This window comes from Micromonospora gifhornensis (assembly GCF_016863515.1).
GTDB classification, from domain to species: Bacteria; Actinomycetota; Actinomycetes; order Mycobacteriales; family Micromonosporaceae; genus Micromonospora; species Micromonospora gifhornensis.
The window spans coordinates 130183-154425 of record NZ_BOPA01000011.1 but is presented as its reverse complement, the minus strand read 5'-3'; the positions used below and the strand labels follow the sequence as shown (position 1 = coordinate 154425).

The window sequence follows — 24243 nt, the reverse complement described above, 5'->3', positions numbered from 1 at the left end:
GGGGGCAAGCGCAGATGCGGCTTGGCACGGGGGAGGTAGGACCTATGGTGGGCTCGGCGGCGGCACGTGAGCTGCTGTTGGTGGTGGCGATGGCGGTCGTCGGACTGCTGCTGGCCACAGTGGCGGCGTTCACGCCCTGGCCGGTCACTCCCGGCGGGTCCGCGCCCTCCAGTCTGGTGGATCTCCAGGGTCCACCGGTTCCCCCCGAGTCCGTGGTCAGCACGGCCGGCTGATTCCGGCACTCACGGCACGGCCGGCCTCGGCACCAGCGCACAACGGTTCCTCCCGCGCGTAGCCGTCGAGACGCTAGGGTCGGACCGTGCCGACGCGCAAAGCGAAAATCCCAGCGACCAGGTATCCGGTCGAGCGGTTCACTCTCGACAACGGCCTGCGGGTGGTCCTCACCCCCGATCGCAGCGCCCCGGTCATCGGGGTGGCGGTCGTCTACGACGTGGGCATCCGTTCCGAGCCCGAGGGGCGTACGGGCTTCGCCCACCTCTTCGAGCACCTGATGTTCCAGGGCTCGGAGAATCTGGAGAAGCTCGCGCACTTCCGGCACGTGCAGGGTGCCGGTGGCACCTTCAACGGCTCCACCCACCTGGACTACACCGACTACTTCGAGACCCTGCCGAGCAACGCGCTGGAGCGGGCGCTGTTCCTCGAGGCCGACCGGATGCGCGGCCCTCGGTTGACCGAGGAGAACCTGCGCAACCAGGTCGACGTGGTCAAGGAGGAGATCCGGGTCAACGTGCTCAACCGGCCGTACGGCGGGTTCCCGTGGCTGACCCTGCCGCCGGTCATGTTCGACACCTTCCCCAACGCACATGACGGCTACGGCTCCTTCGTCGACCTCGAATCGGCCACCGTCGCCGACGCCGCCGACTTCTTCCGGCACTACTACGCCAGCGGTAACGCCGTGCTGGCGGTCAGCGGCGACATCGACGTGGCCGAGGCGACCACGCTGATCGAGCGGCACTTCGGTGACGTGCCGGCCCGCCCGGCGCCGCAACGCCCGGACTTCGCCGAGCCGGAACTGACGGTCGAGCGGCGCACCGCGTACACCGACCAGTTGGCGCCGCTACCGGCGGTGGCGTCGGGGTGGCGGGTGCCCGACCCGATCAATGACTTCGCCGCCTACCTGCCGTACGTGGTGCTGGCCGAGGTGCTCACCGACGGTGACGCCTCCCGGCTGGTCGAACGGCTGGTGCAGCGCGACCGGACGGTGACAAGCGTCGGCGGCTACCTGGGCTTCCTGGGCGACCCGTTCGACGTGCGCGACCCCACGGCCCTGCTGTTGCAGGCGCACCTGCCGCCGGGTGGCGATGTGGACAAGGTGCTGCGCACCGTCGACGAGGAGTTGGACCGGCTGGCCACCGACGGGCTGGCCGACGGGGAACTGGCCCGTACCCAGGCCAGGATGGCCACCCACCTGCTGCGCGACACCGACGCGGTGCTCGGCCGCGCGTTGCGGATGGCGGTGCTGGAGCAGCAACGCGGTGAGCCGGGACTGCTCAACGAACTGCCCCGGCTGGTCGGCTCGGTCACCGACGAGCAGATCCGCGCCGCCGCCGCCACCCTGCGCCCGGAGCGCCGCGCATCTGTCGAGGTCATCCCCGGCGGTGGCCGGTCATGAACGAAGGAGACAGCCCGTTGAGTGCGAGGGCCCTGCCGCCGCTCGGTCCGACCCGTCGGCTCAAGCTGCCGAGCCAGGCCGAGCGGACGCTCGGCAACGGGCTCACCGTGATCGCCGTACGCCGTTCGGCGGTGCCGCTCGTCGAGCTGCGGCTCTGGATGCCGTTCGGCCGTGCGCACCTGGCCCGGGGCCAACTGCTCGCGCAGACGCTGCTCTCCGGCACGGAGACGATGAGCAGTGTGCAGATCGCCGCCGAGTTGCAGAAGATCGGTGGCGGGCTCTCCGCCGGGCTCGACCCGGATCGGCTGATGCTCTCCGGCACCGGCCTGGCCACCGGTCTGGATCGCCTGCTGGAGATCCTCGCCGAGGTGCTCACCGGCGCCAACTACCCGGCCGAGTGGGTGGCCACCGAACGCGACCGCATGATCGACGGCATTCAGGTCGCCCGCAGCCAGCCGGCCCACCTGGTCCGTACCGCGCTGCTCAAGCGGATCTACGGCAAGCACCCGTACGCGGTGCAGACGCCGGAGCCCGAGCAGGTACGCGCGGTCCGGCCGGCGGCCCTGCGTACGCTGCACGCCCAGCGGGTGCACCCGGCCGGTGCGGTCCTCGTGCTGGTCGGCGACGTACGGCCGGAGCGGGCCCTGGACGCGGCCGAGAAGGCACTCGGCGGCTGGAGCGGTGACGGACACTCCGCCACGCCGCCACCTGCCCCGCCACTGGTGCCCGGTCCGCTGCTGCTGATCGACCGGCCCGGCTCGGTGCAGTCGTCGCTGCGGATGGCGTTGCCGGCGGTGCCGCGTACCCATCCCGACCACGCCGCACTGCAACTGGCCAACCTGATCTTCGGTGGCTACTTCTCCTCGCGTTGGGTGGAGAACATCCGGGAGGACAAGGGCTACACGTACGGCCCGCACTCGTTCGTGGAGCATTCGGTGGCCGGCTCGCTGCTGATGGCCGCCGCCGAGGTGGCCACCGAGGTGACCGCACCGGCGCTGCTGGAGACCCACTACGAGTTGGGTCGGCTCGCCACCCTGGCACCGAGCGAGGAGGAGTTGGAGCAGGCCCGGCAGTACGCTCTCGGCACCCTCCAACTGGGGGTCTCCACCCAGGCTGGGCTGGCGTCGCTGGTCAGTGCGTACGCCGGCAACGGACTGCGCCTGGACTTCCTGTCCGAGCACGCGGCCCGACTGGCCAAGGCGACAGTCGACGACGTCGCCGCGGTGGCGGCCCGTCACCTCGCCCCGTCGCGGGCGGTCACCGTGGTACTCGGCGACGCCGAGCGGATCGCGGACTCACTGGGCACCCTGACCTCGATCGAGACCGCGCCGGTGCCGGCATGATTCCGCGAGCTGCCACCCGCTCGGGCGGTGGCACTGATCGGGGTGGCGTCGGGCAGGGCACCGGATCGGGCGGTGAGGCCGCTCCGCCGCTGGCCCGCTCCACGCTGGACCGGGCGGCGCACCGGCGCACCGACACCGACTGGCTGGCCGGGGCCTGGAGCGGGGCACGGGTGCTGGTGCTGGACGTCGAGGCCGGCGGACGCGCCCTGGTGCGTACCGACACCGACCTGCCGAGCCTGGTCCTCGTCGAGGCCGACGGTCTGCCGCCGGAGCTCGCTGCCGAGGCGATGTTCCTGGGTGTGGAGCCGGACGGCGTGCCGGTGTTCTGCGTACACACCGAACTGCCGATAGCGCCGGACACCCGGGCGGTCAACCTGCGGCAGATCGGCCACCTGCTCGGTGACCGGGACGCCGGCCTGTTCACCACGGCACTGGCGTTGACCAACTGGCACCTGCGGCACCTGTACCACCCCGTCACGGGCGAGCCGACCCGGACGAACGAGGGGGGCTGGTCCCGGGTGGACAGCCGGGGCGAGCGGATCTGGCCGCGTACCGATCCGGCGATGATCGTGCTGGTGCACGACGGTGTCGACGGCGCCGAGGGGCGGTGCCTGCTCGGCAACAACGCCAGTTGGCCGAGCACCCCCGGGCAACGCCGCTTCTCCTGCCTGGCCGGCTATGTGGAGCCCGGCGAGTCGGCCGAGGCGACGGTGCTGCGGGAGGTCCACGAGGAGGTCGGTGTCCCGGTCACCGACGTCACGTACGTGACAAGTCAGGCGTGGCCGTTTCCCGGCTCGTTGATGCTCGGGTTCCTGGCGACCGCGGACCCGGCGCATCCGGTACGGGTCGATGCCGCCGAGATCGCCGAGGCCCGCTGGTTCACCCGGCAGGAGATCGGCGCGGCGCTGGCCGGTCGGCCGGTGGACGTGGGCGGTGCCGAGCTACGCCTGCCCCCACCGTCGTCGATCGCGTTGTTCCTGATCCACCGCTGGTTCGACGGCCACTGCTGAGACGGGCGGAACCTGTCGGGGGAGTGCGGCCCCGACCCGTGACCGTCGTTGCCGCGGCGGTCACGGGCCGGGGACACGGGCCGTCGTGGTCGGCTGGGTGAGGAACGCGGCGGGGGAGCCGGTCGACCACGACGGACGAGTGTGGCTGTCAGGTGCCGGGGTCGTCCGGGAGTTTCTGCCGTCGCCCCGGGTCGTCCAGCGGCAGCACCTTGATCCGCTGTCTGCCGGAACGTACGGCGCCGACCGTGGCGAACGCGCGGGCCAGCACGAAGGCGGCGTCGCGGTCTTCGGCGTGCACGACCTGGCGGCGCGGCTCGGGTCGGATGGTCTCGTCCCGCAGCCGGTGGCCTTCGGCCCAGGCGGCCGTGATGTCGGCTTCGGCGGCGGCGCGGATGCTTGTGCGAACGATCAGGAACCGCATGTGGGTCTCCGGATGTGCCGCGACGGGTGGAGTTGATGGAACTTCCACGTCAGGTACATCCGTCATGCTACGCCGCAATCGCATCTCATCAAGTGGAACGCTCGGATTGGGGTGCAGGCTCGTCCGATCATCCGACCCCTGCTCGTCGGGCTCGCCGAACGACAAGGGGCCGCCGGCACCGATGCCGGCGACCCCATCGGGCGTACGCGAGTTCGGTTCAGTTCAGATCGAACTGCCCGTTCTTGGCGCCGGAGATGAAGCCCAGCCAGCCGGCGCGGTTGAACAGCAGCACCGGACCACCGCGGTCCTTGCTGTCGCGCAGCGCCACCGCCGCGGGGCCGTTGCGCAGCGGTGCGACCTCGACGCAGTTGGAGGTCTGGCTGCGCGTGCTGGTGCGCCAGGGCGCGTCGGCGAGTTGGGCGAGGACGGAGGTGTTGCGGATTTCGTTCATCGTTGTGCTCCTGAGGTCGATCGACACCGAAGAGTGGCTGGGCTGTCGTCCGGTGTTGCCTCACCGTTCCGTCAGGCGCTCGGCGGAGCCGCGGCGCTGGGTCGGCGCCGTTGCCGAACCACCTACCACGGTGGACGGGACCACCGCCTCGGACAGCCGTTCCGTCGACTCCATCAGCCAGGAAACGGTGTCTTTGGCGGACAGCGCCGCCGTGCATAGCCACTCGAACGCCACTTTATAGCGATTTAGGGCGATTACCTCGGTCGACATGACGTCGGTGAAGCCACCTTCGATGGCAAGCGTCTCCGGATCGAGCGGGTCGGCGAACCGGTAGAGGGAGAACGCCGTCGGTGGCAGGTACCACTGGCCGATCGGCGTGTCGCGCAGCAGCACGTGCAGCGTGACGTTCGGCAGCATGGCCAGCTCGCACAGCTGCGTCATCTGCTCCCGGAGCACCTCGGGCGGCCCGGCCCGGTGACTGAGCGCAGCCTCCTCCAGCACCGCTGTGTAGCGGGGCGCGTCGGTGTCCCGGGTGAGCAGCGACTGGCGGGCCAGCCGCGCCTTGATCTCGGTGTCGATGTCCTCGCCGACCTCCGGATCGCCGGCCTCCCGGTCGACCTGCCAGGCCGAGGTGATCCGCATCCGGGCGTACCCGATGGTCTGCAACAGCCCTGGCACCAGGACCGGGTTGTACTCGGAGATCTCGACGCAACCCGCCTCCAGTTCGGCGAAGCTGCGCTGCTGCCGCGTCATGGCCGGGAAGTTCTTCAACCAGCCACGGATGTCGCCCGCTTCCTGCGTGATGCCGAGCAGTTCGGCCCGTAGCGCCGCATCGACCCGGTAGAGGTCGAGCAGGTCTCGGACGTCCTGCGGGTCGGGCCGGCTGCGTCCGTTCTCCAGCCGGGACAACTTCGACGCGGAGGCCCAGCCGATGTGGTCGATGACCTGGTCCCCGGTCAGGCCGGCGGCCTCGCGCAGACGACGCAGCTCAAGGCCGAGCCGGCGACGGCGCAGGATCGGGCCGGGTGAGGCTGGAGGCACGGTGTCCTCTTTTCCGTCGACCGCCGCAGACGCGACGGTAACTGTATGAAAGTCGCCCCCCACGGTCAGTATGGACGTCGCGACCGGCGCCGGAGGTTCCGGCGAGGGCGTGTCTCCAGAATTGCGCAGACCCGACAGCACAGGGGCCCCGCCGTGACCTGCGGCGCTGTGGTGTGGGGCGTCTGCCGCGCCCGTCGCGCCACCCCCGGAGGGATCAATGCGCACCGTCCTGAGACGCCCGGACTTCCGCCTGCTCTTCGGCGGACTGCTGGCCAGCATGATCGCCGAGTCGATGCTGCTGCTGGCACTCGCCATCTGGGTGAAGGACCTGACCGGATCGGACGCCCTCGCCGGCGCCATCATCTTCGTGATCATCGCCCCGCGGGTGCTCGCACCACTGGTCGGCTGGGTCGTCGACCGGTACCCCCGGCGTCGCGTCTTCGTGGTCACCAACCTCGCCGTGGCGCTGCTGCTCACCCCGCTCCTCGCGGTGCGCGACGCGGGCGACATGTGGATCATCTACGGGGTGGCCGCGCTCTACGGACTGGCGAACCTCACAGTCGGCGTGGTGCTCAGTCGACTGATCCGGGAACTCGTCCCCACCGACCTGCTCGGCGATGCCAACGGGGTGCTCCAGACGGTGCGCCAGGGCCTGCGGCTGGTCGGCCCGCTGGCCGGTGCCGGGCTCTACGCGCTTGTCGGTGGCGGCATGCTGGCCGCCGTCGGGATCGTCGGGTTCCTGGTCGCCGCCGCTGTGGTGGGCGGGCTACCCCTCGCCGAGTCGGCTGACGACCCGGCCGAGGACTGTCCGGTCGCCCGGCGCTGGCGGGTCCAACTCGTCGCGGGCCTGCGCCACCTCGTCGACGAACCGGCGATCCGCCGAGCGCTTGTCGGCTACGGGCTCGGCTCGCTGGTGATGGGCTTCACCGAGTCGCTCATCTTCGCGTACGTCGATCACGGGCTGGGCCGGGACGCGGCGTTCGTCGGAGTGCTGGTCACCGTGCAGGGCGTCGGCGGTCTGGTCGGCGGTCTGGTCTCGGCCGCCGTGCTGCGCCGGGTCGGCGAGGTGGGCACGCTCGCCGCCGGTGTCGCGTTCTTCGGGCCGGCCGCGTTGGCACTGGCGTACCCGACCATGTGGCTCGGTTTCGCCGCCGTGCTGATGGCCGGTGTGTCGCTGCCGCTGACCCTGGTCGGCCTGCACACGCTTGTGCAGCGACGCACCCCGCCCGAGGTGCTCGGCCGGGCCGCCGCCGCGGCCGAGGCGGTGACCCGGGTGCCGCAGGCGCTCTCGATCGGCGCCGGCGCCCTGGTCGTCGGCGTGCTCGACTACCGGTTGGTGTTCGTCGCGGTCGGGCTGGTCACCCTGCTCGCCGCCGCATACCTCTGGCGTGGACGCCAGCTCAGCCCGCCGGCCGGGCAGCCGGCGCGACCCCGGATCCCGGCACCGCGCCCCGCCCCCGAAGGGCGAGCGCGTCCGGCCCCCGAAGATCGGAAAGACGGGAGTACTGCCGTTTCGACGGTACGGCGGTGAGCACGCCGATCAGACACCGCCATTCCGGCGAACCCGGTCCAACCCCGGGATCTGATCATTTCTCCACCTTGCAGCGGCCCTGGCCGATACCCCTCCTCCAGACGCCGAACATCCGATGGAGTGTCGACGGTCACGTCCTGCACATTCGACGGAACTTGACATTGGTGCTTGACCTGCGAAAACAGCCCTCGTTCAATGATCACCACACACGGCCTTCCGCTCGGAAGGTTGCAGCCAGGCCAGCACGTCGCGCGACAGACGCGACAGGCGCACGGGGGCCGCGACGATGTCCGGCTGGACGCTGCCGCACCACACCTCAGAAGGGACGTCACAACTGTGACCAGACCACGCCGCCGCCATGTGGCCCTGATCGCCGCTCTACTCCTCGCCCCCATGGTGGCGCCCGGGGTGGCCAACGCGAACGGCCCGTTCGTCCCGCCGGGTCAGGAGACCGTAAACCGCTCCTCGATCCTCAGCGCCGCCGAGGTCTCCGCCGAAATGCACGCCCTCGCGGCCCGCAGCAAGGGTGCCCTCCGGATCGAGGAGATCGGCCGCAGCGGCCGGGACCGTCCGCTGGAGATCGCCTTCATCGGCACCGGTGAGACCCGGGTCTGGATCCAGGGCCGGATCCACGGCAACGAGCCCTACGGCGCCGAAGCCGCGCTGGACTTCCTCAAGACCCTGGTGTCCGGCGGGAAGAAGACGCAGGAGGTCCTGCAGAACATCAGCTTCGCGATCATCCCGATCTACAACCCGGATGGTTTCGAGGAGTACCGCCGCCAGGACAGCGTCCACCGCATCGACCTCAACCGTGACTGGGGCGTCGACCGGCAGATCTTCGACCAGATCAACAGCGTCCGGGCCAGCCGCGGCGAGGCTCCGCTGACCGAGCGGAACTTCACCAGCTACACCCAGTACCGCGCCGTCGAGTCGCAGCAGTTCTGGTACGCCTGGGCCGACTTCAAGCCGCACCACATGATCGACCTGCACCACCAGGGCACGTACTACGTCGGCGACGAGACCGACAAGATGACCACCTTCTCGGTGGGCATCTCGCTCGACCCCGGCATGCTCACCCAGAGCCAGTGGGACACCGTCCGCCGGATGGGCGTCGCGGCTGCGGACGCCGCCAACAAGAGCGGCGTGGTCGAGACCACCCTCTACCCGTACATCAACATCCCCGAGGGCGTCGTCTCGGCCGCCATGCTCAACGGCCCCGGCCCGCGTGGTGAGTACGCCAACTGGCGCAGCAACGCGATGTTCTTCGAGTCGCGCGGCGGCATCGGCCAGAAGAGCGGTGGCTACCTCATCAAGCAGAACGTCAACGGCCTCTGGGGCATCATCAACGCGATGAGCGACGGCACGCTGGCGAACGTGGACGCCGACCGGTACGGCGAGCTCCCGAAGCGGGGTGCCACCATCACCACCTGCATCGCGTTCCCGAACCAGTGTGACTTCTGATCCTTCGTACTGACTGACAGCAGTGGCGGTCCACCCCGCGCCGGGGTGGACCGCCACTGGCGTTGTCAGGAGGCGATCGTCGTCAGGCGGCGATGCCGGCCAGGTGCTGCTTGACCTGGACGATCGACGGGTTGGTCAGCGCGCTGCCGTCGGCGAAACGCAGCGTGGGGACGGTCTGGTTACCGCCGTTGACGCTCATCACGAAGTCGGCGGCAGCCGGATCCTGCTCGATGTCGACCACCTGGTAGGCGATCCCCTCCCGGTCGAGCTGCGACTTCAGCCGGTGGCAGTAGCCGCACCAGGGCGTCGAGTACATCGTCAGCATGGTCAGATCCTCCCACGTCGGGCCCGGCCGGTCGCTGACCAGGCTCGGGCTATCCGCTGCAACGTCCGGGGCAGCTGAGACAATTCCCCGTTGTGGTGGTCAACTCCCCGTCTGAACGCGTGCTCGCCGGTCTCGACCCGGAGCAACGCTCGGCGGTCACCGCCCCCGCCGGGCCGGTCTGCGTACTTGCCGGTGCCGGCACCGGCAAGACCCGGGCGGTCACGTCGCGGATCGCGTACCGGGCGTTGACAGGTGAGATCTCGGCCCGACACGTGCTCGCGGTCACCTTCACCGCCCGGGCCGCGGCCGAGTTGCGACACCGGCTCGCTCAGCTGGGCGTGGCCGGGGTGCAGGCCCGTACCTTCCACGCGGCGGCGCTGCGCCAGGTGCGCTACTTCGCGCCCCGGCTGCTCGACGGGCGGGCCATGCCCGAACTGCTGGACAGCAAGGTCCGCCTGGTCACCCTCGCTGCCGCCCGGGCCGGCCTGCGCGCCGACCGGACCGCCGCCCGTGACCTCGCCGGTGAGATCGAGTGGGCCAAGTCCTGCCTGGTCGAGCCGGGGGAGTACGTGGTGGCCGCGGCCAAGGCGCTGCGTGAGACACCGCACGAGCCGGTGAAGGTGGCCGAGGTCTTCGCCGCGTACGAGAAGCTCAAGCGGACCACCGGGGTGATCGACTTCGAGGACGTGCTGCGGGCCGCGGTCTGGGGCATCGAGGAGCACGCGGACGTCGCCGAGCAGGTCCGCAACCAGTACCGGCACTTCGTCGTCGACGAGTACCAGGACGTCAACCCGTTGCAGCAGCGGCTGCTGGACGCCTGGCTGGGCGGCCGGGACGACGTGACAGTGGTCGGTGACGCCAGCCAGACGATCTACTCGTTCACCGGGGCGACGTCGTCGTACCTGGTCGACTTCCCGCGCCGGCACCGCGGCGCGACAGTGGTCCGGTTGGTCCGTGACTACCGGTCCACCCCGCAGGTGGTCGGTCTGGCCAACGCGGTCATCTCGCAGGCGCGGGGCACCGAGGCGCGGTTGCGGCTGGAACTGGTCGGCCAGCGCCCCGCCGGCCCCGCACCCGAGGTGCGGATCTTCACCGACGAGGCGGCCGAGGCAAACGCCGTGGCGGCGCGCTGCCGGGCCCTGGTCGACGCCGGCACCCCGGCCCACGAGATCGCGGTGCTGTTCCGCACCAACGCCCAGTCCGAGGCGTACGAGAAGGCGCTCGCCGAGTCGGGCGTGCCGTACGTGGTGCAGGGGGCCGACCGGTTCTTCGAACGGCCCGAGGTGCGCCAGGCGATGGTGGCGATGCGCGCGGCCACCCGGTCGATCCCCGGCGAGACGCCGTTGGCGGCGGCGGTCATCGAGGCGCTGGGCGCGGTCGGCTGGGCACCCGACTCGCCCCCGCCCGGTGGTGCCGCCCGGGAGCGCTGGGAGGCGCTCGCCGCGCTGGTCCAACTCGCCGAGGAGTACGCGGCCACCCCGCAGTTGATGCCGCTCGGTGCGGCGGCCACCGTCGAGCGTCCGGTCACCCTCGCCGATTTCACCGACGAGTTGGCCCGACGGGCCGCACAGCAGCACGCGCCGACCGTGGACGGGGTCACCCTGGCCTCCCTGCACTCCGCCAAGGGGCTGGAGTGGGACGCGGTGTTCCTGGTCGGCCTGGCCGAAGGCACCCTGCCCACCACGTACGCCCGTACCGCCGAGCAGGTCGAGGAGGAGCGGCGGCTGCTCTACGTCGGCATCACCCGGGCTCGCCAGTGGCTCTGGTTGTCGTACGCCTCGGCCCGCTCGCCGGGCGGACGGGCCCGGCGGCCCTGCCGTTTCCTGCCCCAACTGTCGGCGTCCGGTACGGCGGAACGGGCCGGTGGCACCCGACCGGCCCCCGGCACGCAGCGGCGCGCCAACCGGATCGTCTCCTGTCGGATCTGCGGCACGACCCTGCTCGCCGGGCCCGACCGCAAGCTCGGGCGGTGCGCGACCTGTCCCTCCGATATCGACGATGAACTGCACGAGCGGCTCCGCGAGTGGCGATCCCGGGTGGCGCAGACGCAGAAGGTGCCCGCCTACGTCGTCTTCACCGACGCCACGCTCGTCGCGCTCGCCGAACGTCGGCCGGGCCGGGCCGAGGAACTCGTCGCCATCGCCGGCATCGGTCCCCGCAAGTTGGGCCTCTACGGCGAGGCGGTGCTGGCGCTGGTGAAGGGCGCGGCAGTCGACGAAATCTGCCCCTAGAAAACTTTTTGAATCTGGCCGTTAATTCGTTTGCCCTCGCGCGGTCGGCGGGCATAGCCTCAGAACACACCTCGAAGGGGGCCCTGTTCGGGCTGCTCAACCGGGGAATGTCCGAGTCGATTACGAGTGAACGTCAAAGGAGGTGGCCCCGATGGAGAGCTACATCAACAAGCGTCCGACGGCGCTGCCCGTTGCCGTCGCTCCGCTGTCGGCTGCCCTGACTCTGACCGCGGCACCACTGTCGGTCGGTCGGGCTAGCGTCGCCGCCGCGCGACCGTGGGCTCCGCAGGTGCACCGGGTCGAGGTTCAGGCCGAGCTGATCCTCGCACCGACCCAGCGTGGGCTCCAGGGGACCAGTGGCTTCACGGGCAAGGGCGTCGATGGCGCCGTCAAGCGGATGGACGTCCGCGGTGTTCCACCTCGAGGTAGACCGGTCTGACCATCAGACCACCGGCTCACCTCGAGGCCGCGGAACCCGCATACCGGGATCCGCGGCCTCAGTTTTTTTGCACCGCCGAAGTACGTCGGACCAGCGATCCACGAGATCGAGATGAGAGAGAGGTGACCGGGAGATGAGTCTGGCGTTGGCCCCGCTCGACCTGAACGTCGAGATCGAGGCGAACCTGCCCTGCCGGAAGTTCGACCCCGACCTGTGGTTCTCCGACTCACCCACCGACCTGGACGTGGCCAAGACGCTCTGCGGGGACTGCCCGCTGCGGGTCGAGTGCCTCGCCGGCGCGGTCGAGCGGGCCGAGCCCTGGGGCGTCTGGGGTGGCGAGATCTTCGAGCGTGGCGCGGTCGTCCCGCGCAAGCGGCCCCGTGGCCGTCCGCGCAAGGAGGACCTCGCCCGTGACGCCGCACTGCGGGTCGAGGCCGAGGCGCGATTGGCGGCCAACGGCCTTACCACCTCGCGCAACGCCGTCCGGCTGGCGGCCTGACATGTTCCCGAACCGCACCCGTACCGCCGGTGTCACACCGGCCGAGAGAAAGCCGAAATCCATGCTGCACCTGCTGAGCGGAGTCACCGAGATGCAACTACTCAACGAAGCGTTGTCGAGGGCTCGAATGCTCCGGCCTCAGGCCGGTCGCACCACCACGAGCACTGAGGCAACCCGATCCGCCCGTACCGTCGCCATGGCCAGCCGCACCCGGTCGGCCCGCGAACTGGGCGTCCTGTAGTACCAGGCACCGAACCGGCGGGCGAGGACCTGAGAAGGTCCTCGCCCGCCGACGTGTGTGCGCAGGGGGTCAGCTGACCGCCGCGAAGCCGGGCAGCCAGCGTTCCATGATGCCGCGGTACGGCGCCTTGGCCTCCAGTTGGCACAGCACGCCGATCGACCCGAGCGTCACCCGGTGGATGAGCAGGTACGACGGCGGCAGGTTGAGCTGCCGACTGAACTGGTACGCAGGTGAGCGCGGATTCGCCAGCCGGGCGGCCTCGGCCCGCAGCCAGGCCCGGGTGAACCGGAATTCGTCGGTGGCGATCGGTTCGAGCATCGGGCGCAGGAAATCCAGCAACGCCTGACCGTCGACTGGAGCGTCGGTGCTGACGAAGCCCTCGGCCCGCAGGCCGGCCACCACCTTGTCGGCGTCGCCACGCAGGGCAAGCCCCGCGATGCGACCGATCGGTTCCGGGGTTCCCTCCGGCATCCGCGCCACCGCACCGAAGTCGATCACCGCGAGCCGACCGTCCGGCAGCAGCCGGAAGTTGCCCGGATGAGGATCGGCGTGCAGCAGCCCGGCCCGCATCGGGGCCGACAGGTGCAGGGTGGCCATCAGCCGACCCGCCTCGTCGCGTTGCTGCTCGCTGCCCTCGCGGATGATGTCCGCCAGCGGCGTGCCCTCCACCCACTCGGTGACCAGGACCCGGGGTGAGGCGGAGAACACCGTCGGCACGTAGATCTCGGAGTCGTCCGCGTACGCAGTGGCGAAGGCCCGTTGCGACTCCGCTTCCAGCTCGTAGTCCAGCTCCTCGGTGATCCGCTCGCGCAACTCGGTAAGCAGCGGCTTGATGTCCAGCCCCGGCTGGATGGCCCGGAACATCCCACCCAGTCGGGAGAGCTGCTTGAGGTCGCCGAGCAGGGCGTCACCGGCGCCCGGATACTGGATCTTGACGGCGACGTCGCGGGTCGTGTCGTCCGGCATCCGCCACACCGCGCGGTGCACCTGACCGATGCTGGCCGCCGCGGCCGGCGAGTCGTCGAAGCTGTCGAAGCGGTCTCGCCAGGCCGGGCCGAGCTGCTCGGCCAACACCCGGTGCACGCTGGCGGCCGGCAGCGGTGGCGCGGCCTCCTGGAGCTTGGTCAGGGCCTGCCGGTACGGCGCGGCGACCTCCTCCGGCAGCGCGGCCTCGAAGACCGACAGCGCCTGACCGAACTTCATCGCCCCGCCCTTGAGCTGGCCGAGGACGCTGAACAGCTGCTCGGCGGTGCGCTGCTGGATCTCCGCCGAGATCACGTCGGAGGCGAGCCCGGTGACGCGCTTTCCCATGCCGAGGACGGTCCGACCGGCGAAGCCGAGCGGCAGAGCGGCGAGCTTGGCGGTCCGGGAGACGGCGCGGCGCGGGATGTCGGTCACCTGGCCATTGTTACTGACTCTGCACCCTCGTTGCTGCCGTGCGGCCGGGCTGGCCACCGGACGTCCGGGTGCGCGAGCATCCGCAGCGGGGGTGCGGCGGCCAGTGGCGACGTCGCAGACTGCCCGGGGACGCGATCTCGATCGCTGCGCCGAGGGTCTCCGGGGTGCCGCCGTCCAGCTGGTGCAGCGCCTCGCCCACCGCGAACGCGGTGGCCGCCAGCAGGATGCTCGCCGCGCCACTCGGTGCGGCCGGGCGGCTGGCCAGTTGGGCGGCCAGCGCCGGCCAGTCGGGGTCGCGGTCGGTGCGGTGCAGGTCGAGGCAGCCCAGGCAGGGCCCGTCGGGCGGCCGGACCAGCGGCCCGATCACCGGGACACCTTCCCGAAGGTCGACCATCAGGTGCGGCTGTCGCCGTTGGGCGTGGCCGGCGGCCAGGAGCGCGGCAGGCCGGTCGGCGCCCAACTGGATCACCAGGTCGGGTCGTGGTCGGCGCAGCGCGCTGGTGCCGGTGCCGGGTGCCGACCGGGCCACGGCGGCCTGGACCGCCCGGCCGAGTGGACGGCCGATCTCGCCAGCCGTGATGCCGCTGCCGACCAGGTCGATCGGTCGGACGCAGCCGGGCAGGTCGGGATGGACGTGGCCGACGCCGGCCTGGGCCAGGGCGACGGCGATGGCGGCACCGAGCGGGCCGACGCCGGTGACCGTGACCCGGCTGGCCAGTCGGCGACGGAGCACCTGGGCGGGGGTGCCGGGAAGTCGGGCGGCGGCGAGCGCCAGCGCGGCGGCCTCGGTGACCAGCCGGGCCCGGCGCGGCCCGGTGAGCTCGCGGGGCACCAGCGTGTGCAGGGGGACCACCAGGCCGGCAGCACGAAGGGCGTCGAGCAGGGTGCGGGCGTACTCCGTCCGGGCGCCGGCCCCGGTCAGCACCTGCCGTTCGCTGTGCGTGCCGTCGAGCAGGTCGAGCAGCCCGGCGGTCCTCGGGTCCGCGATCTCCACGAGGACGGCCCGTTCCTGGTCGAGCCCGAGTTGCAGGGTGTGCCGGTCGCGCCAGAGACGGCTGAGCCCGGGTAACAGGGTGGGACGGGGTGACGGCGGGGAAGGCGGCATGGGTACGAATAGTGACCGCTTCCATGCGTTGCGTCGATCGTTGTCCACAGGTGGCCAGCTTCAGATCCAGGGCTGTCCACAGGATTTGGCGAGATATCCACAACCAGCGGGTAACCAGAGTCGGTCGTCCGACAGTAAGCGGAAACGCGAACGGGGGTGGCCGTCGGCCACCCCCGGTTCCCTTGGCGCGTACGTCAGACCTTGGCCTTGCCCAGGATGCGGTTCACTGTTGTGCCACACACCGGACACTTGCCCTTGGCCATGTTCATGCCGGTCTTCGAGACCTCGACGCGGCCTTCGAAGTCCCGCTTCTCCTTGCACTTGACGCAGTAACCGTTGTAGGTCTGGGCCTGGTCGGCCACGTTGCCCTCCTCGTCTCGTCCGCCGGTCGATACCGGTCCGGCGGGTTTCCGGCGGCGGTCGCGTACGCGCCCGGCGCTGGTGTTTTCCCGCGGCCACCCTCGTGACCGCTGGTTGGCGGACCCTACCCAGGTGTGGGCGGTTCCATGTCAGCTGCGCTTTGCCACTGTGAGCAAGGCGACGTCGAGAGTGTGCACGCCGAATCGGGCCAGATCGGTCAGTTTCGCGGGGACACGCCGACCGGGAGCCCGCAAATGCGCTGGTGATGCCGGTACGCGGGGAGTGAGGCCCCGATTCGGCCGCCGCTGCGATGATCACTTAGAGTGGCGGGTGCGGCGACGTCACCGCTCAGCGGTCACCACGAAGGGTGATCGTGGCAACTGGCGTCGCCCTGGCCAGACTTTTTTTAGGACTCCTGGCAATCAATTATCACTTTTCGGACGCGTGTCCGGGGTTGACCCTTGCGGACCCCTGGTCACAACGCATTAGCTTGCCATCGTGACAGCAAACCGAGGCTGCGCGGTCCACTGATGGCTGGGCCGCGGAAGCCGGTCGTCGAGGTACGGCGCAGCCAGCGCCGGCGACGCACGGTGTCCGCCTACCGCGACGGTGAGCGCGTCGTCGTCCTCATCCCGGACCAGTTCTCCCGGGCCGAGGAGAGCGAGTGGGTCGACCGGATGCTCGCCCGGCTCGCCGCCCGGGAGGGCCGCCTGGCCCGTTCCGACGCTGAGCTGCTGGACCGCGCCGACCGGCTGATCAATCTCTACCTCGTCGAGTACGGCAAACAGGCGCTTCCGGCAAGCGTCAGGTGGGTGAGCAACCAGAACGGCCGTTGGGGCTCCTGCACCCCGGCGGACCGCTCCATCCGGTTGTCGCACCGGCTCCAGGACATGCCCGACTGGGTCATCGACTACGTGCTGCTGCACGAACTCGTGCACCTCATCGTGCCCAGTCACAACGCCCAGTTCTGGGCGCTGGTCGGCAGGTACCCGAAGACCGAACGCGCCCGAGGCTATCTGGAAGGCGTGGCCGCGGTCGCCGGCACCCCCTGACGCCCTCGAGCGCGTCGGTCCGGCTCGGCGTAGGGTCGGAGGATGCCCCGACGTGTGGTGGTGGCCCTGCTCGCGCCGATCAGTTGGACGCCGCCCGGCATCGACCCGGTGCACTGGCGTACGGCGCTCGCCGAGGACGTGGTGGACCTGCTGGCCACCCTCAACGAGGTGGACACCGCGGTGGCGGTCACCCCGGCCGACCGCTGGCTGGCCGACGCCGTGATCTGGCCCGGCACCAGCGTCTACGAGGTGCCCGAACCGACCCCGAACGCCGTCTTCGCCGCCCTGACCAGCGCCACCGCCCCGGCTGGCGGTGCTGGGCTGGTCGGCGGTGCCGGGGAGGAGGCGGGTGGCGAGCGGCCGTCGGGGCCGTACGAACAGGTGGCGGTGATCGCTGGGGACGCTCCCGACCTGCCGGGGCTCACCATCGGCAAGCTGTTGCGTCCGCTGACCACCCGTCCGCTCGCGGTCGCCCCGGCCGAAGGTGGTGCCGGTCTGCTGGGTGTGGCGGCCCAGCTACCCGTACCGCCCTGGCTGCCGCCGTTGGACCTGGACGCCACGGTGCCCGCGACCGTCCGCGCGGTGGCACCCCGCCCGGGCGACCTGGCGGTCACCCCGTCCTGGCACCGGCTACGCGGTCCGGCAGACCTGGCCCGGCTCGACCCGGCCCTCGGTGGCTGGGAGAACACCCGCGCCCTGCTGTCCGGCGCCGGCCAGCCCGGCAGCGCCTGAACCACCCGCGCGGTGTGCCACCAGCTCGGCAGCGGCTGAACAACCCGCCCTGGCAGAACCTGAACATGAGATGGCGCGGCGTGAAGAACGCCCCCTGGCGCGACACCACTCAGCTTTACGCGGTCTGAATCCACTCGATCCCAGGTCGAGGGCCTCAAGGACATCCCGAAGCCACTCGATCTGGGATCGAGCGTGATCTTGCGTCGTTGGGCGAGCGTGATCTTGCGCACGACGAGCGTGGTTTCCCTCAGCGAGCGTGATCCTGGTGACAGGAGGGCTCGGATCAGAGCGGAGGCGTGCCCGTGGTCAGGACGGGGTGTCGCCGCCCTTGGGGTCGTCGTCGCGGCGGTCCTGCTCGCCCGGGGCCTTCTCCTCCGGGCCGCCGGGGGCGGTGAAGTCGAAGTTCTCCAGCTCGGTCATCAGGTCGACGTCGGCCATGGCGAAGGCCACCGGGTCGGCGAAGTCGTCGTCGGAGGGCAGCAGGTCCGGGTGGCCCCAGAGCGCGTCCCGGCCGCCGATGCCCCGGTGCTCGGTGAGCGCCGCCCAGAGCGCCGCGGCCTCCCGCAGTCGACGGGGGCGCAGCTCCAGCCCGACAAGTGCGGCGAAGGTCTGCTCGGCCGGCCCGCCGGCGGCCCGGCGCCGACGGAACGCCTCGCCCAGCGCGACCACGTTCGGCAGTCGGCCGGCCGCTGCGCCGTCCACCACGTGGCAGACCCAACCCTCGACCAGGGCCAGAGCGGTCTCCAGCCGGGCCAGGGACGCCTTCTGCGTCGGGGTGTCCTCCGGGGTGAAGATGCCTTCCAGGGCGATGGCCTGCATCGACTCGGGGTCGGTGGGGTCGACCCGACCCATCGCCTCCTCGATCGCCTCCCGGTTGACCCGGATGCCGGCGGCGTACGTCTCCACGGCGTTCAGCACGTGCCCGCGCAGCCACGGCACATGCTCGAAGAGCCGCTGGTGCGCCGCCTCACGCAGCGCCACGTAGAGGCGTACCTCGTCCTCGGGGAGTTCGAGGCCCTCGCCGTAGCTGCGGATGTTGGCCGGGATCAGCGCGGCGGTGCCGGCCGGGCCGAGCGGTAGGCCGATGTCACCGGCGGAGAGCACCTCCGCGGCGAGCGAGCCGAGCGCCTGGCCGAGCTGGCCGCCGAAGAGCGCGCCGCCAAGCGTCGCGACCATCGACTGCATCGGGCCGAGCTGGGCGCGGGCCTCCGGCGGCACCAGGTCACCCATCGCGCCGACCATCCGGCTGGCGACCGGGTCGCACAGCTTGCGCCAGACGTCGAGCGTCTTGAAGATCCATTCGTTGCGGTTCCAGGCCACCACGGTCCGGATGCCGGAGGGCAGCGCGGAAGCCGGCTCCAGCCAGAGGTCGGCGATGCGCAGCGCCTCCTCGACGGCGTTGCGTTCGTACGGCGAGACCGCCGGGTCGCCTGCCGCGGCGAGCTGGCTGGCCGCGACCTGACGGGCCAGGTCCCAGTTGACCGGCCCGCTTCCCGGCGCGGAGAGCAGGTGCTGCAACTGCGACATGAACTGCTGCATCTGCGCGGGGTCGTTGGGGTCGGGCGGCTGCCCACCCGGTAGCGCGAAACCGAACGGAATATCAGGCACGACGTCTACGGTACGCGTGCCGCAGCCCAGGTGGCCCGCGCCGCTGTTGCGCTGAGGGCGAAGTCGCCGTCGTGCCGCCCGGACGCCGTGTCCCGCCTCGGTACGCTCTGCCGCATGAGACGTCGAGGCGTGACCGTCCTGCTCGGTGCTCTGCTCACCGCCCTGCTCAGCATCGGGGTGCTCGCTGCACCCGTCCCGTACGTGGTGCTCGGTCCCGGTCCGACCGTCGACACTCTCGGGCAGGAGGACGGCAAGGAGGTGATTCAGGTTTCCGGCCGGGAGACCTCCACCTCCACCGGTCAGCTCCGGTTGACCACGGTCGGCGTGCAGCCCAACGTCAAGCTGCGCTCTGCCATCCAGGGTTGGCTCGACGACGATCAGGCGGTGGTGCCGCGCGAGCTGGTCTACCCGCCGGGGGAGACCCGGGAGCAGGTCGAGCAGCGCAACGCCGAGGACTTCCAGGTCTCGCAGACCAGCGCGGAGACCGCCGCGCTGCGCAAACTCGGGTACGAGGTCCAGGTCGTGGTCAAGGGAGTGTCCGCCGACGGCCCGGCGGCCGGGCTGCTCCAGGAGGGTGACGTGATCACCTCGGTGGACGGCGAGGCGGTGCCGCTGGCCTCCCGGCTGACCGAACTGATCAGGGCGAGGCCGGCCGGCACGCCGCTGCGGGTGGGCTTCACCCGCAACGGAGTGGCCGACACCGCCACGATCACCAGCCGGGAGATCGACGGTCGCCCCCGCATCGGCGTCGACATCGGGCAGCAGCAGCCGCACCCGTTCACCCTCTCCTTCGACCTGAAGGACATCGGTGGTCCCAGCGCGGGTCTGATGTTCGCCCTGGGGATCATCGACAAGCTGACCCCGGAGGACCTCACCGGCGGCCGGATCATCGCCGGCACCGGCACCATCGACGACTCCGGTCAGGTCGGGCCGATCGGCGGCATCCCGCAGAAGCTGGTCGGGGCGAAGGAGGCCGGCGCGACGGCCTTCCTGGTGCCGGAGGCCAACTGTGCCGAGGCGGTGCGCAACCGTCAGCCGGATCTGCCGTTGGTGAAGGTGGGCTCGCTCGACGAGGCATTGGCGGCGCTGGAGACGATGCGTTCCGGCGGCGAACCGACGCAGTGCTGAGATCGTCCGGTGACCGCCCGCAACTGTTGACACTCAAGCCTCTGACCAGGTCAAACTCGGAGGCCGCCCGGCTACGGATCGACCGCCTGACGCAGTCGCCACGCGACCTTGCGCGAACGCTTGCAGGAACACCCCGTACTCTGGGTGCCTGGTCGGTGCCGATCATATCGAGCGTGCGGAGCCAACAGTGGTCATGCGTAGCAGCAGCCCCCTGCCGAGGATGAGCCGACGTGGACGCGTCACGGTCGGCGTTCTGATCGGGGTGTTCGTCCTGTTCACCCTGCTGGGTTGGGGGGTGCAGGCCTGGACGGACTGGCTCTGGTTCTCCGAGGTCGACTACACAGGGGTCTTCACCGGGGTGCTCGTCACCCGGCTGGTGCTCTTCCTGGCCGCCGCCGCGGCGATGGCGGTGATCGTCGGGGGCAACCTCTGGCTCGCGCAGCGACTGCGACCGCGCAACCGACCGCACTCGCCGGAACAGGCCACGCTTGAGCGCTACCGGATGCTGCTCGGCCCCCGTCTCGGGCTGTGGATCGCGCTGGCCGCGGCGATCGTGGGTCTGTTCGCCGGCCTGTCCGCGCAGAGCCGCTGGAACCAGTGGCTGCTCTTCCGCAACGGCGGCGACTTCGGCGTCAAGGATCCCGAGTTCGGCACGGACATCGGTTTCTACATCTTCCAGCTGCCGTTCTGGCGGTTCCTGCTCGGCCTCGGCTTCACCGCCGTGGTGCTGGCCCTGATCGGCTCGCTGGCCGTGCACTACCTGTTCGGCGGGGTGCGTCTGCAGGGCGTGGGCGACCGGATGACGAACGCCGCGCGGGCTCACCTGAGTTCGCTGGTCGCGGTCTTCGTCCTGCTCAAGGCGGTCGCGTACGTGCTGGACCGGCGCTCGATGCTGCTGGAGTACAACGACGGCGTGGGCGTCTACGGCGCCGGCTACGCCGACATCAACGCCCTGCTGCCGGCCAAGGAGATCCTCGCGTACATCTCCGTGGTGGTGGCGATCGCGATCATCGTGTTCTCCAACGCCTGGATGCGCAACCTGGTCTGGCCGGGCATCTCGCTGGCGCTGCTCGGCGTCTCCGCCGTGGCGATCGGCGGCATCTACCCCTGGGCGGTGCAGACCTTCGAGGTCAAGCCCAGTGCCCGGGACAAGGAAGCGCCGTACATCGAGCGCAGCATCCAGGCCACCCGGGCCTCGTTCGGGCTGGACATCGCCCAACACACGCCGTACGCGGCAAGCAACCTGACGCCGCCGGAGAGCCTGGCCACCGACACCTCGGTGGTGTCGAACGTCCGCCTGCTCGACCCGCAGCTGGTCAGCGAGACCTACACCCAGTTGCAGCAGGTCCGTGGCTTCTACGACTTCGGCCCGAAGCTGGACATCGACCGGTACACCGTCGAAAACCAGACCCAGGACTACGTGGTCGGCGTACGCGAGATCAACTACGGCGAGCTGACCGCCCAGCAGAGCAACTGGATCAACCGGCACACCGTCTACACCCACGGGTACGGGGTGGTGGCCGCTCCCGCCAACCGGGTGGTCTGCGGTGGTCAGCCGTACTTCGTCTCCGGCTTCCTCGGTGATCGGGCGCAAGAGTCCTGCTCCTCGCCCAGCGACCTGATCCCGGCCAGCCAGCCCAGGATCTACTACGGCGAGCGGATGTCCGACAGCGACTACGCGATCGTCGGCAAGCCCAGCGCGGACGCCAACCCCGCCGAGTTCGACCGGCCGGCCGGCGAGAGCGGTGAGGGCCGCGAGTCGTACTACACCTACACCGGTGAAGGTGGCGTCGAGATCGGGTCGTTCACCCGGCGACTGCTCTACGCGATCAAGGAGCAGGAGGCGAACTTCCTGCTCTCCGAGGCGGTCAACGACAACTCCAAGCTGCTCTACGTGCGTAACGCGCGGGACCGGGTGGAGAAGGTCGCGCCGTTCCTCACCCTGGACGGCGACCCGTACCCGGCGATCGTCGACGGTCGGGTGCAGTGGATCGTGGACGGCTACACCACTGCCGCGACCTACCCGTACGCCGAGCGGGTCAACCTCCAGCAGGAGACCACCGACGAGCTGACCGGCCGGGGCACCATCCAGCTGGCCCGGGAGAACGTCAACTACATCCGCAACTCGGTAAAGGCGACCGTCGACGCGTACGACGGCACGGTCACCCTCTACGAGTTCGACGAGAACGACCCGGTGCTCAAGGCCTGGAACAAGGCCTTCGGCGGTGACCTGATCAAGCCGCGTGCCGAGATCCCGGAGGCGCTGGCCGCCCACTTCCGCTACCCGGCGGATCTGTTCAAGGTGCAGCGCAACCTGCTGACCCGGTTCCATGTCACCAGCCCCGGCGACTTCTACTCGGGGCAGGACTTCTGGCAGGTCCCGAACGTGCCGGACGCGCCGGACAGCGAGGTCAAGCAGCCGCCGTACTACCTCTACACCCAGTTCCCCGAGCAGGCCGCGCCGACCTTCCAGCTGACCAGCGCGGTCACCCCGAACGGTCGGCAGAACCTGGCGGCGTTGATCTCCGGGTCGTACCAGGACGGGAAGCCCCGGTTGCAGGTGCTGGAGCTGCCCGACCAGACCCGGGTCTCCGGCCCGGTGCAGGTGCACCAGCAGATGACCAACAACGCCAACATCCGGCAGCAGTTGAACCTGCTCTCCTCCAACCAGGCCCAGGTGCAGTACGGCAACCTGCTCTCCCTGCCGTTCGGCAACGGGATGCTCTACGTCGAGCCGGTCTACGTCAAGAGCAACCAGACCGACGCGTACCCGCTGCTGCAGAAGGTGCTGATGTCCTACGGTGACGGCGGTTCCTTCGTGGTGCTGGCCGACAACCCGACCGACGGCATCAAGCAACTGGTCGAGCAGGGCAAGCGGGCCAACGCCGGCAACCCGCCGCCGGCCACCGAGGAGCCGCCGGCCGGCGATGACGAGCCGTCGGCCACTCCATCGGCCACCCCGTCGGCCACCCCACCGGCTGGTGACGCGCCGCCGCTCACCGGCGACCTGGCCGCGGCCGCCAACCGCGTGCAGGCCGCGATCACGGAGGTGCGGGCCGCGCAGACGTCCGGCGACTTCGAGCGGTACGGCCGGGCGCTGAAGGAGCTGGACGAGGCGCTTACCGCGTTCCAGCAGGCGCAGCAGGCAGCCAGCGGAGGCGGCGCCCAGGGCGGTGCGACTCCCACGGGTGACCCGACACCGAACGGCTGACGTTCGTCGACCGTGAAGGCCTGCGGTGGTGATTCTCCGATCACCACCGCAGGCCTTTCGGCTTTCCGTGGCGAGGCGCTGGTGGCCGCGGGAGTGGCCGGGGCCGTGCGGCCGTTTCGGCGTCGTTTTGCGGCGGCAAGGGGTGGTGCGCTACGGTGGATCTAGCGACGCGGGGTGGAGCAGCTCGGTAGCTCGCTGGGCTCATAACCCAGAGGTCGCAGGTTCAAATCCTGTCCCCGCTACTGCCAGACGATGGCCCCGGACTTCGGTCCGGGGCCATCGTCGTCTCGGGCTCATCGTCCCGGCCCACTGTCGTCTCGGGCTCGGTGTCGTCTCGGGCTCGTTCTCGGGTCCGGTGCCGAGTCTCGGGTCGGTGCCCCGCTGGTGCTCCGGCGGGCATGCGGGTCATGACTCGCGGCGGTGCGCGAATGGCCCCGGTGGGCGGTGTTCGCACCGACTGCGTGCCGACGCTGGGGGTGGGTGATCGGTGCAGCAGTGGGTGCGGTAGGCTGAATCTACCGACGCGGGGTGGAGCAGCTCGGTAGCTCGCTGGGCTCATAACCCAGAGGTCGCAGGTTCAAATCCTGTCCCCGCTACTGCCAGACGATGGCCCCGGACTTCGGTCCGGGGCCATCGTCGTCTCGTCGACTCGCGCCGTCGACAAAGCCACCGCCGTCGAAAGGACACCGCCGTCGACACGGGTGCCGTTTGTCGACCATGGTTGCGCTCGTCGGCGAGGATGAGCCCATGTCTTCGTTCAGCAAGTGGTGGGGGCGGCTCAGCACGCTCCTGAGCGTGGTCGTGCTGTCGGTGTTCGTTCCGGTCGCCGCCTGGGCCTCGACCGGGACCGGGGAGCTGGTCGTCGAGGCCGCCCGACGGCGGCGTGGTGGTGGCTTCTTCGGCTTCCTGAGCCTGCTCTGCTGCCTGGCGGTGGTGGCGGTGGTCGTGCTGCTGGTGATCCGGATGACGCGCCGTCGGCGCTGACCTGGGCCCGGCTCCTGCACAGCCCTCCACCGAGGGCCC

At 70.5% G+C, this 24243-nt stretch carries 21 protein-coding genes, 2 tRNA genes and 2 pseudogenes; 17 read left to right on the top strand and 8 right to left on the bottom strand.

The annotated features are described in order from the left end of the window. The first annotated feature begins 44 nt into the window (after positions 1-44). The 4 genes from Vgi01_RS07020 to nudC all read left to right on the top strand — a co-directional run bounded on the left by Vgi01_RS07020 (position 45) and on the right by nudC (position 3986). The gene (locus Vgi01_RS07020; protein ID WP_102658356.1) at positions 45-233 is read left to right on the top strand and encodes a hypothetical protein; all 189 of its coding nucleotides are present in this window, start codon (positions 45-47) and stop codon (positions 231-233) included. A gap of 86 nt (positions 234-319) precedes the next feature. Further along, positions 320-1633: a M16 family metallopeptidase gene (locus tag Vgi01_RS07015; protein ID WP_204290492.1), complete on the top strand. Its 1314-nt coding sequence runs from the start codon at positions 320-322 to the stop codon at positions 1631-1633. A gap of 17 nt (positions 1634-1650) precedes the next feature. Continuing rightward, positions 1651-2976 (top strand): M16 family metallopeptidase, encoded by a 1326-nt coding sequence (locus Vgi01_RS07010; protein ID WP_373306887.1) that lies wholly within the window; start codon positions 1651-1653, stop codon positions 2974-2976. Beyond that, positions 2973-3986, top strand: a complete 1014-nt coding sequence (gene nudC, locus Vgi01_RS07005) for an NAD(+) diphosphatase (RefSeq protein WP_233196829.1) — start codon at positions 2973-2975, stop codon at positions 3984-3986. Before Vgi01_RS07010 ends, nudC begins: the two co-directional genes overlap by 4 nt. Positions 3987-4134: 148 nt before the next feature. Here nudC and Vgi01_RS07000 read toward each other — a convergent pair whose 3' ends face one another. The 3 genes from Vgi01_RS07000 to Vgi01_RS06990 form a co-directional block, all read right to left on the bottom strand. Beyond that, positions 4135-4407, bottom strand: a complete 273-nt coding sequence (locus Vgi01_RS07000; RefSeq protein ID WP_204290491.1) for a hypothetical protein — start codon at positions 4405-4407, stop codon at positions 4135-4137. Positions 4408-4624: 217 nt separating this feature from the next. Continuing rightward, entirely contained in the window at positions 4625-4858 is a 234-nt protein-coding gene (locus Vgi01_RS06995; RefSeq protein WP_013735766.1) for a DUF397 domain-containing protein, read from the bottom strand. A 60-nt stretch (positions 4859-4918) separates the two neighbouring features. Further along, positions 4919-5899 (bottom strand): helix-turn-helix domain-containing protein, encoded by a 981-nt coding sequence (locus tag Vgi01_RS06990; RefSeq protein WP_102658351.1) that lies wholly within the window; start codon positions 5897-5899, stop codon positions 4919-4921. A 217-nt stretch (positions 5900-6116) separates the two neighbouring features. Here Vgi01_RS06990 and Vgi01_RS06985 point away from each other — a divergent pair, with 217 nt between their 5' ends. Beyond that, a complete protein-coding gene (locus Vgi01_RS06985) occupies positions 6117-7430 on the top strand; it encodes an MFS transporter (RefSeq protein ID WP_102658350.1) in 1314 nt (437 codons plus the stop codon). 336 nt (positions 7431-7766) lie between these two features. After that, entirely contained in the window at positions 7767-8891 is a 1125-nt protein-coding gene (locus Vgi01_RS06980) for a M14 family zinc carboxypeptidase (protein ID WP_204290490.1), read from the top strand. 82 nt (positions 8892-8973) lie between these two features. Here Vgi01_RS06980 and Vgi01_RS06975 read toward each other — a convergent pair whose 3' ends face one another. Beyond that, positions 8974-9216: a mycoredoxin gene (locus Vgi01_RS06975; RefSeq protein WP_013735762.1), complete on the bottom strand. Its 243-nt coding sequence runs from the start codon at positions 9214-9216 to the stop codon at positions 8974-8976. A 92-nt stretch (positions 9217-9308) separates the two neighbouring features. Here Vgi01_RS06975 and Vgi01_RS06970 point away from each other — a divergent pair, with 92 nt between their 5' ends. The 3 genes from Vgi01_RS06970 to Vgi01_RS06960 all read left to right on the top strand — a co-directional run bounded on the left by Vgi01_RS06970 (position 9309) and on the right by Vgi01_RS06960 (position 12385). After that, the gene (locus Vgi01_RS06970; RefSeq protein WP_204290489.1) at positions 9309-11447 is read left to right on the top strand and encodes an ATP-dependent DNA helicase UvrD2; all 2139 of its coding nucleotides are present in this window, start codon (positions 9309-9311) and stop codon (positions 11445-11447) included. A gap of 151 nt (positions 11448-11598) precedes the next feature. Continuing rightward, positions 11599-11886, top strand: coding sequence for a hypothetical protein (locus Vgi01_RS06965; RefSeq protein WP_102658347.1), 288 nt, complete (start codon positions 11599-11601; stop codon positions 11884-11886). Positions 11887-12019: 133 nt separating this feature from the next. Next, positions 12020-12385 (top strand): WhiB family transcriptional regulator, encoded by a 366-nt coding sequence (locus Vgi01_RS06960; RefSeq protein ID WP_102658346.1) that lies wholly within the window; start codon positions 12020-12022, stop codon positions 12383-12385. 310 nt (positions 12386-12695) lie between these two features. On the opposite strand, the gene Vgi01_RS06955 is transcribed toward Vgi01_RS06960, so the two are convergent. The 3 genes from Vgi01_RS06955 to Vgi01_RS06945 all read right to left on the bottom strand — a co-directional run bounded on the left by Vgi01_RS06955 (position 12696) and on the right by Vgi01_RS06945 (position 15491). After that, positions 12696-14024, bottom strand: coding sequence for an ABC1 kinase family protein (locus Vgi01_RS06955; protein WP_204290488.1), 1329 nt, complete (start codon positions 14022-14024; stop codon positions 12696-12698). A gap of 10 nt (positions 14025-14034) precedes the next feature. Continuing rightward, positions 14035-15129 carry a TOMM precursor leader peptide-binding protein gene (locus tag Vgi01_RS06950; RefSeq protein ID WP_204290487.1) on the bottom strand — a complete coding sequence of 365 codons (1095 nt, stop codon included), beginning with the start codon at positions 15127-15129 and terminating at the stop codon, positions 14035-14037. A 194-nt stretch (positions 15130-15323) separates the two neighbouring features. Further along, positions 15324-15491, bottom strand: coding sequence for a DUF5679 domain-containing protein (locus Vgi01_RS06945; RefSeq protein WP_012014940.1), 168 nt, complete (start codon positions 15489-15491; stop codon positions 15324-15326). 528 nt (positions 15492-16019) lie between these two features. On the opposite strand from Vgi01_RS06945, the gene Vgi01_RS06940 reads away from it, so the two are divergent. The 3 genes and pseudogenes from Vgi01_RS06940 to Vgi01_RS31380 all read left to right on the top strand — a co-directional run. Continuing rightward, positions 16020-16541 carry a M48 metallopeptidase family protein gene (locus tag Vgi01_RS06940; RefSeq protein ID WP_102658342.1) on the top strand — a complete coding sequence of 174 codons (522 nt, stop codon included), beginning with the start codon at positions 16020-16022 and terminating at the stop codon, positions 16539-16541. Positions 16542-16583: 42 nt separating this feature from the next. Continuing rightward, positions 16584-16818 (top strand): annotated as a pseudogene (locus Vgi01_RS31385) (hypothetical protein); the annotation flags it as partial. 95 nt (positions 16819-16913) lie between these two features. Beyond that, positions 16914-17273, top strand: a pseudogene (locus tag Vgi01_RS31380) (hypothetical protein); the annotation flags it as partial. A 306-nt stretch (positions 17274-17579) separates the two neighbouring features. On the opposite strand, the gene Vgi01_RS06930 reads toward Vgi01_RS31380, so the two are convergent. Then, entirely contained in the window at positions 17580-18812 is a 1233-nt protein-coding gene (locus Vgi01_RS06930; RefSeq protein WP_505842710.1) for a zinc-dependent metalloprotease, read from the bottom strand. A gap of 183 nt (positions 18813-18995) precedes the next feature. Here Vgi01_RS06930 and Vgi01_RS06925 point away from each other — a divergent pair, with 183 nt between their 5' ends. The 5 genes from Vgi01_RS06925 to Vgi01_RS06905 all read left to right on the top strand — a co-directional run bounded on the left by Vgi01_RS06925 (position 18996) and on the right by Vgi01_RS06905 (position 24204). Continuing rightward, positions 18996-20009 carry a YlbL family protein gene (locus tag Vgi01_RS06925; RefSeq protein WP_204290485.1) on the top strand — a complete coding sequence of 338 codons (1014 nt, stop codon included), beginning with the start codon at positions 18996-18998 and terminating at the stop codon, positions 20007-20009. Positions 20010-20202: 193 nt separating this feature from the next. After that, positions 20203-23220: a UPF0182 family membrane protein gene (locus Vgi01_RS06920; RefSeq protein WP_199180206.1), complete on the top strand. Its 3018-nt coding sequence runs from the start codon at positions 20203-20205 to the stop codon at positions 23218-23220. A gap of 168 nt (positions 23221-23388) precedes the next feature. Then, positions 23389-23462, top strand: a tRNA-Met gene (locus Vgi01_RS06915). Positions 23463-23742: 280 nt separating this feature from the next. Continuing rightward, positions 23743-23816: transfer RNA gene (locus Vgi01_RS06910), tRNA-Met, on the top strand. Positions 23817-23967: 151 nt separating this feature from the next. Next, the gene (locus Vgi01_RS06905; protein WP_102658381.1) at positions 23968-24204 is read left to right on the top strand and encodes a hypothetical protein; all 237 of its coding nucleotides are present in this window, start codon (positions 23968-23970) and stop codon (positions 24202-24204) included. The last annotated feature ends 39 nt before the right edge of the window (positions 24205-24243 follow it).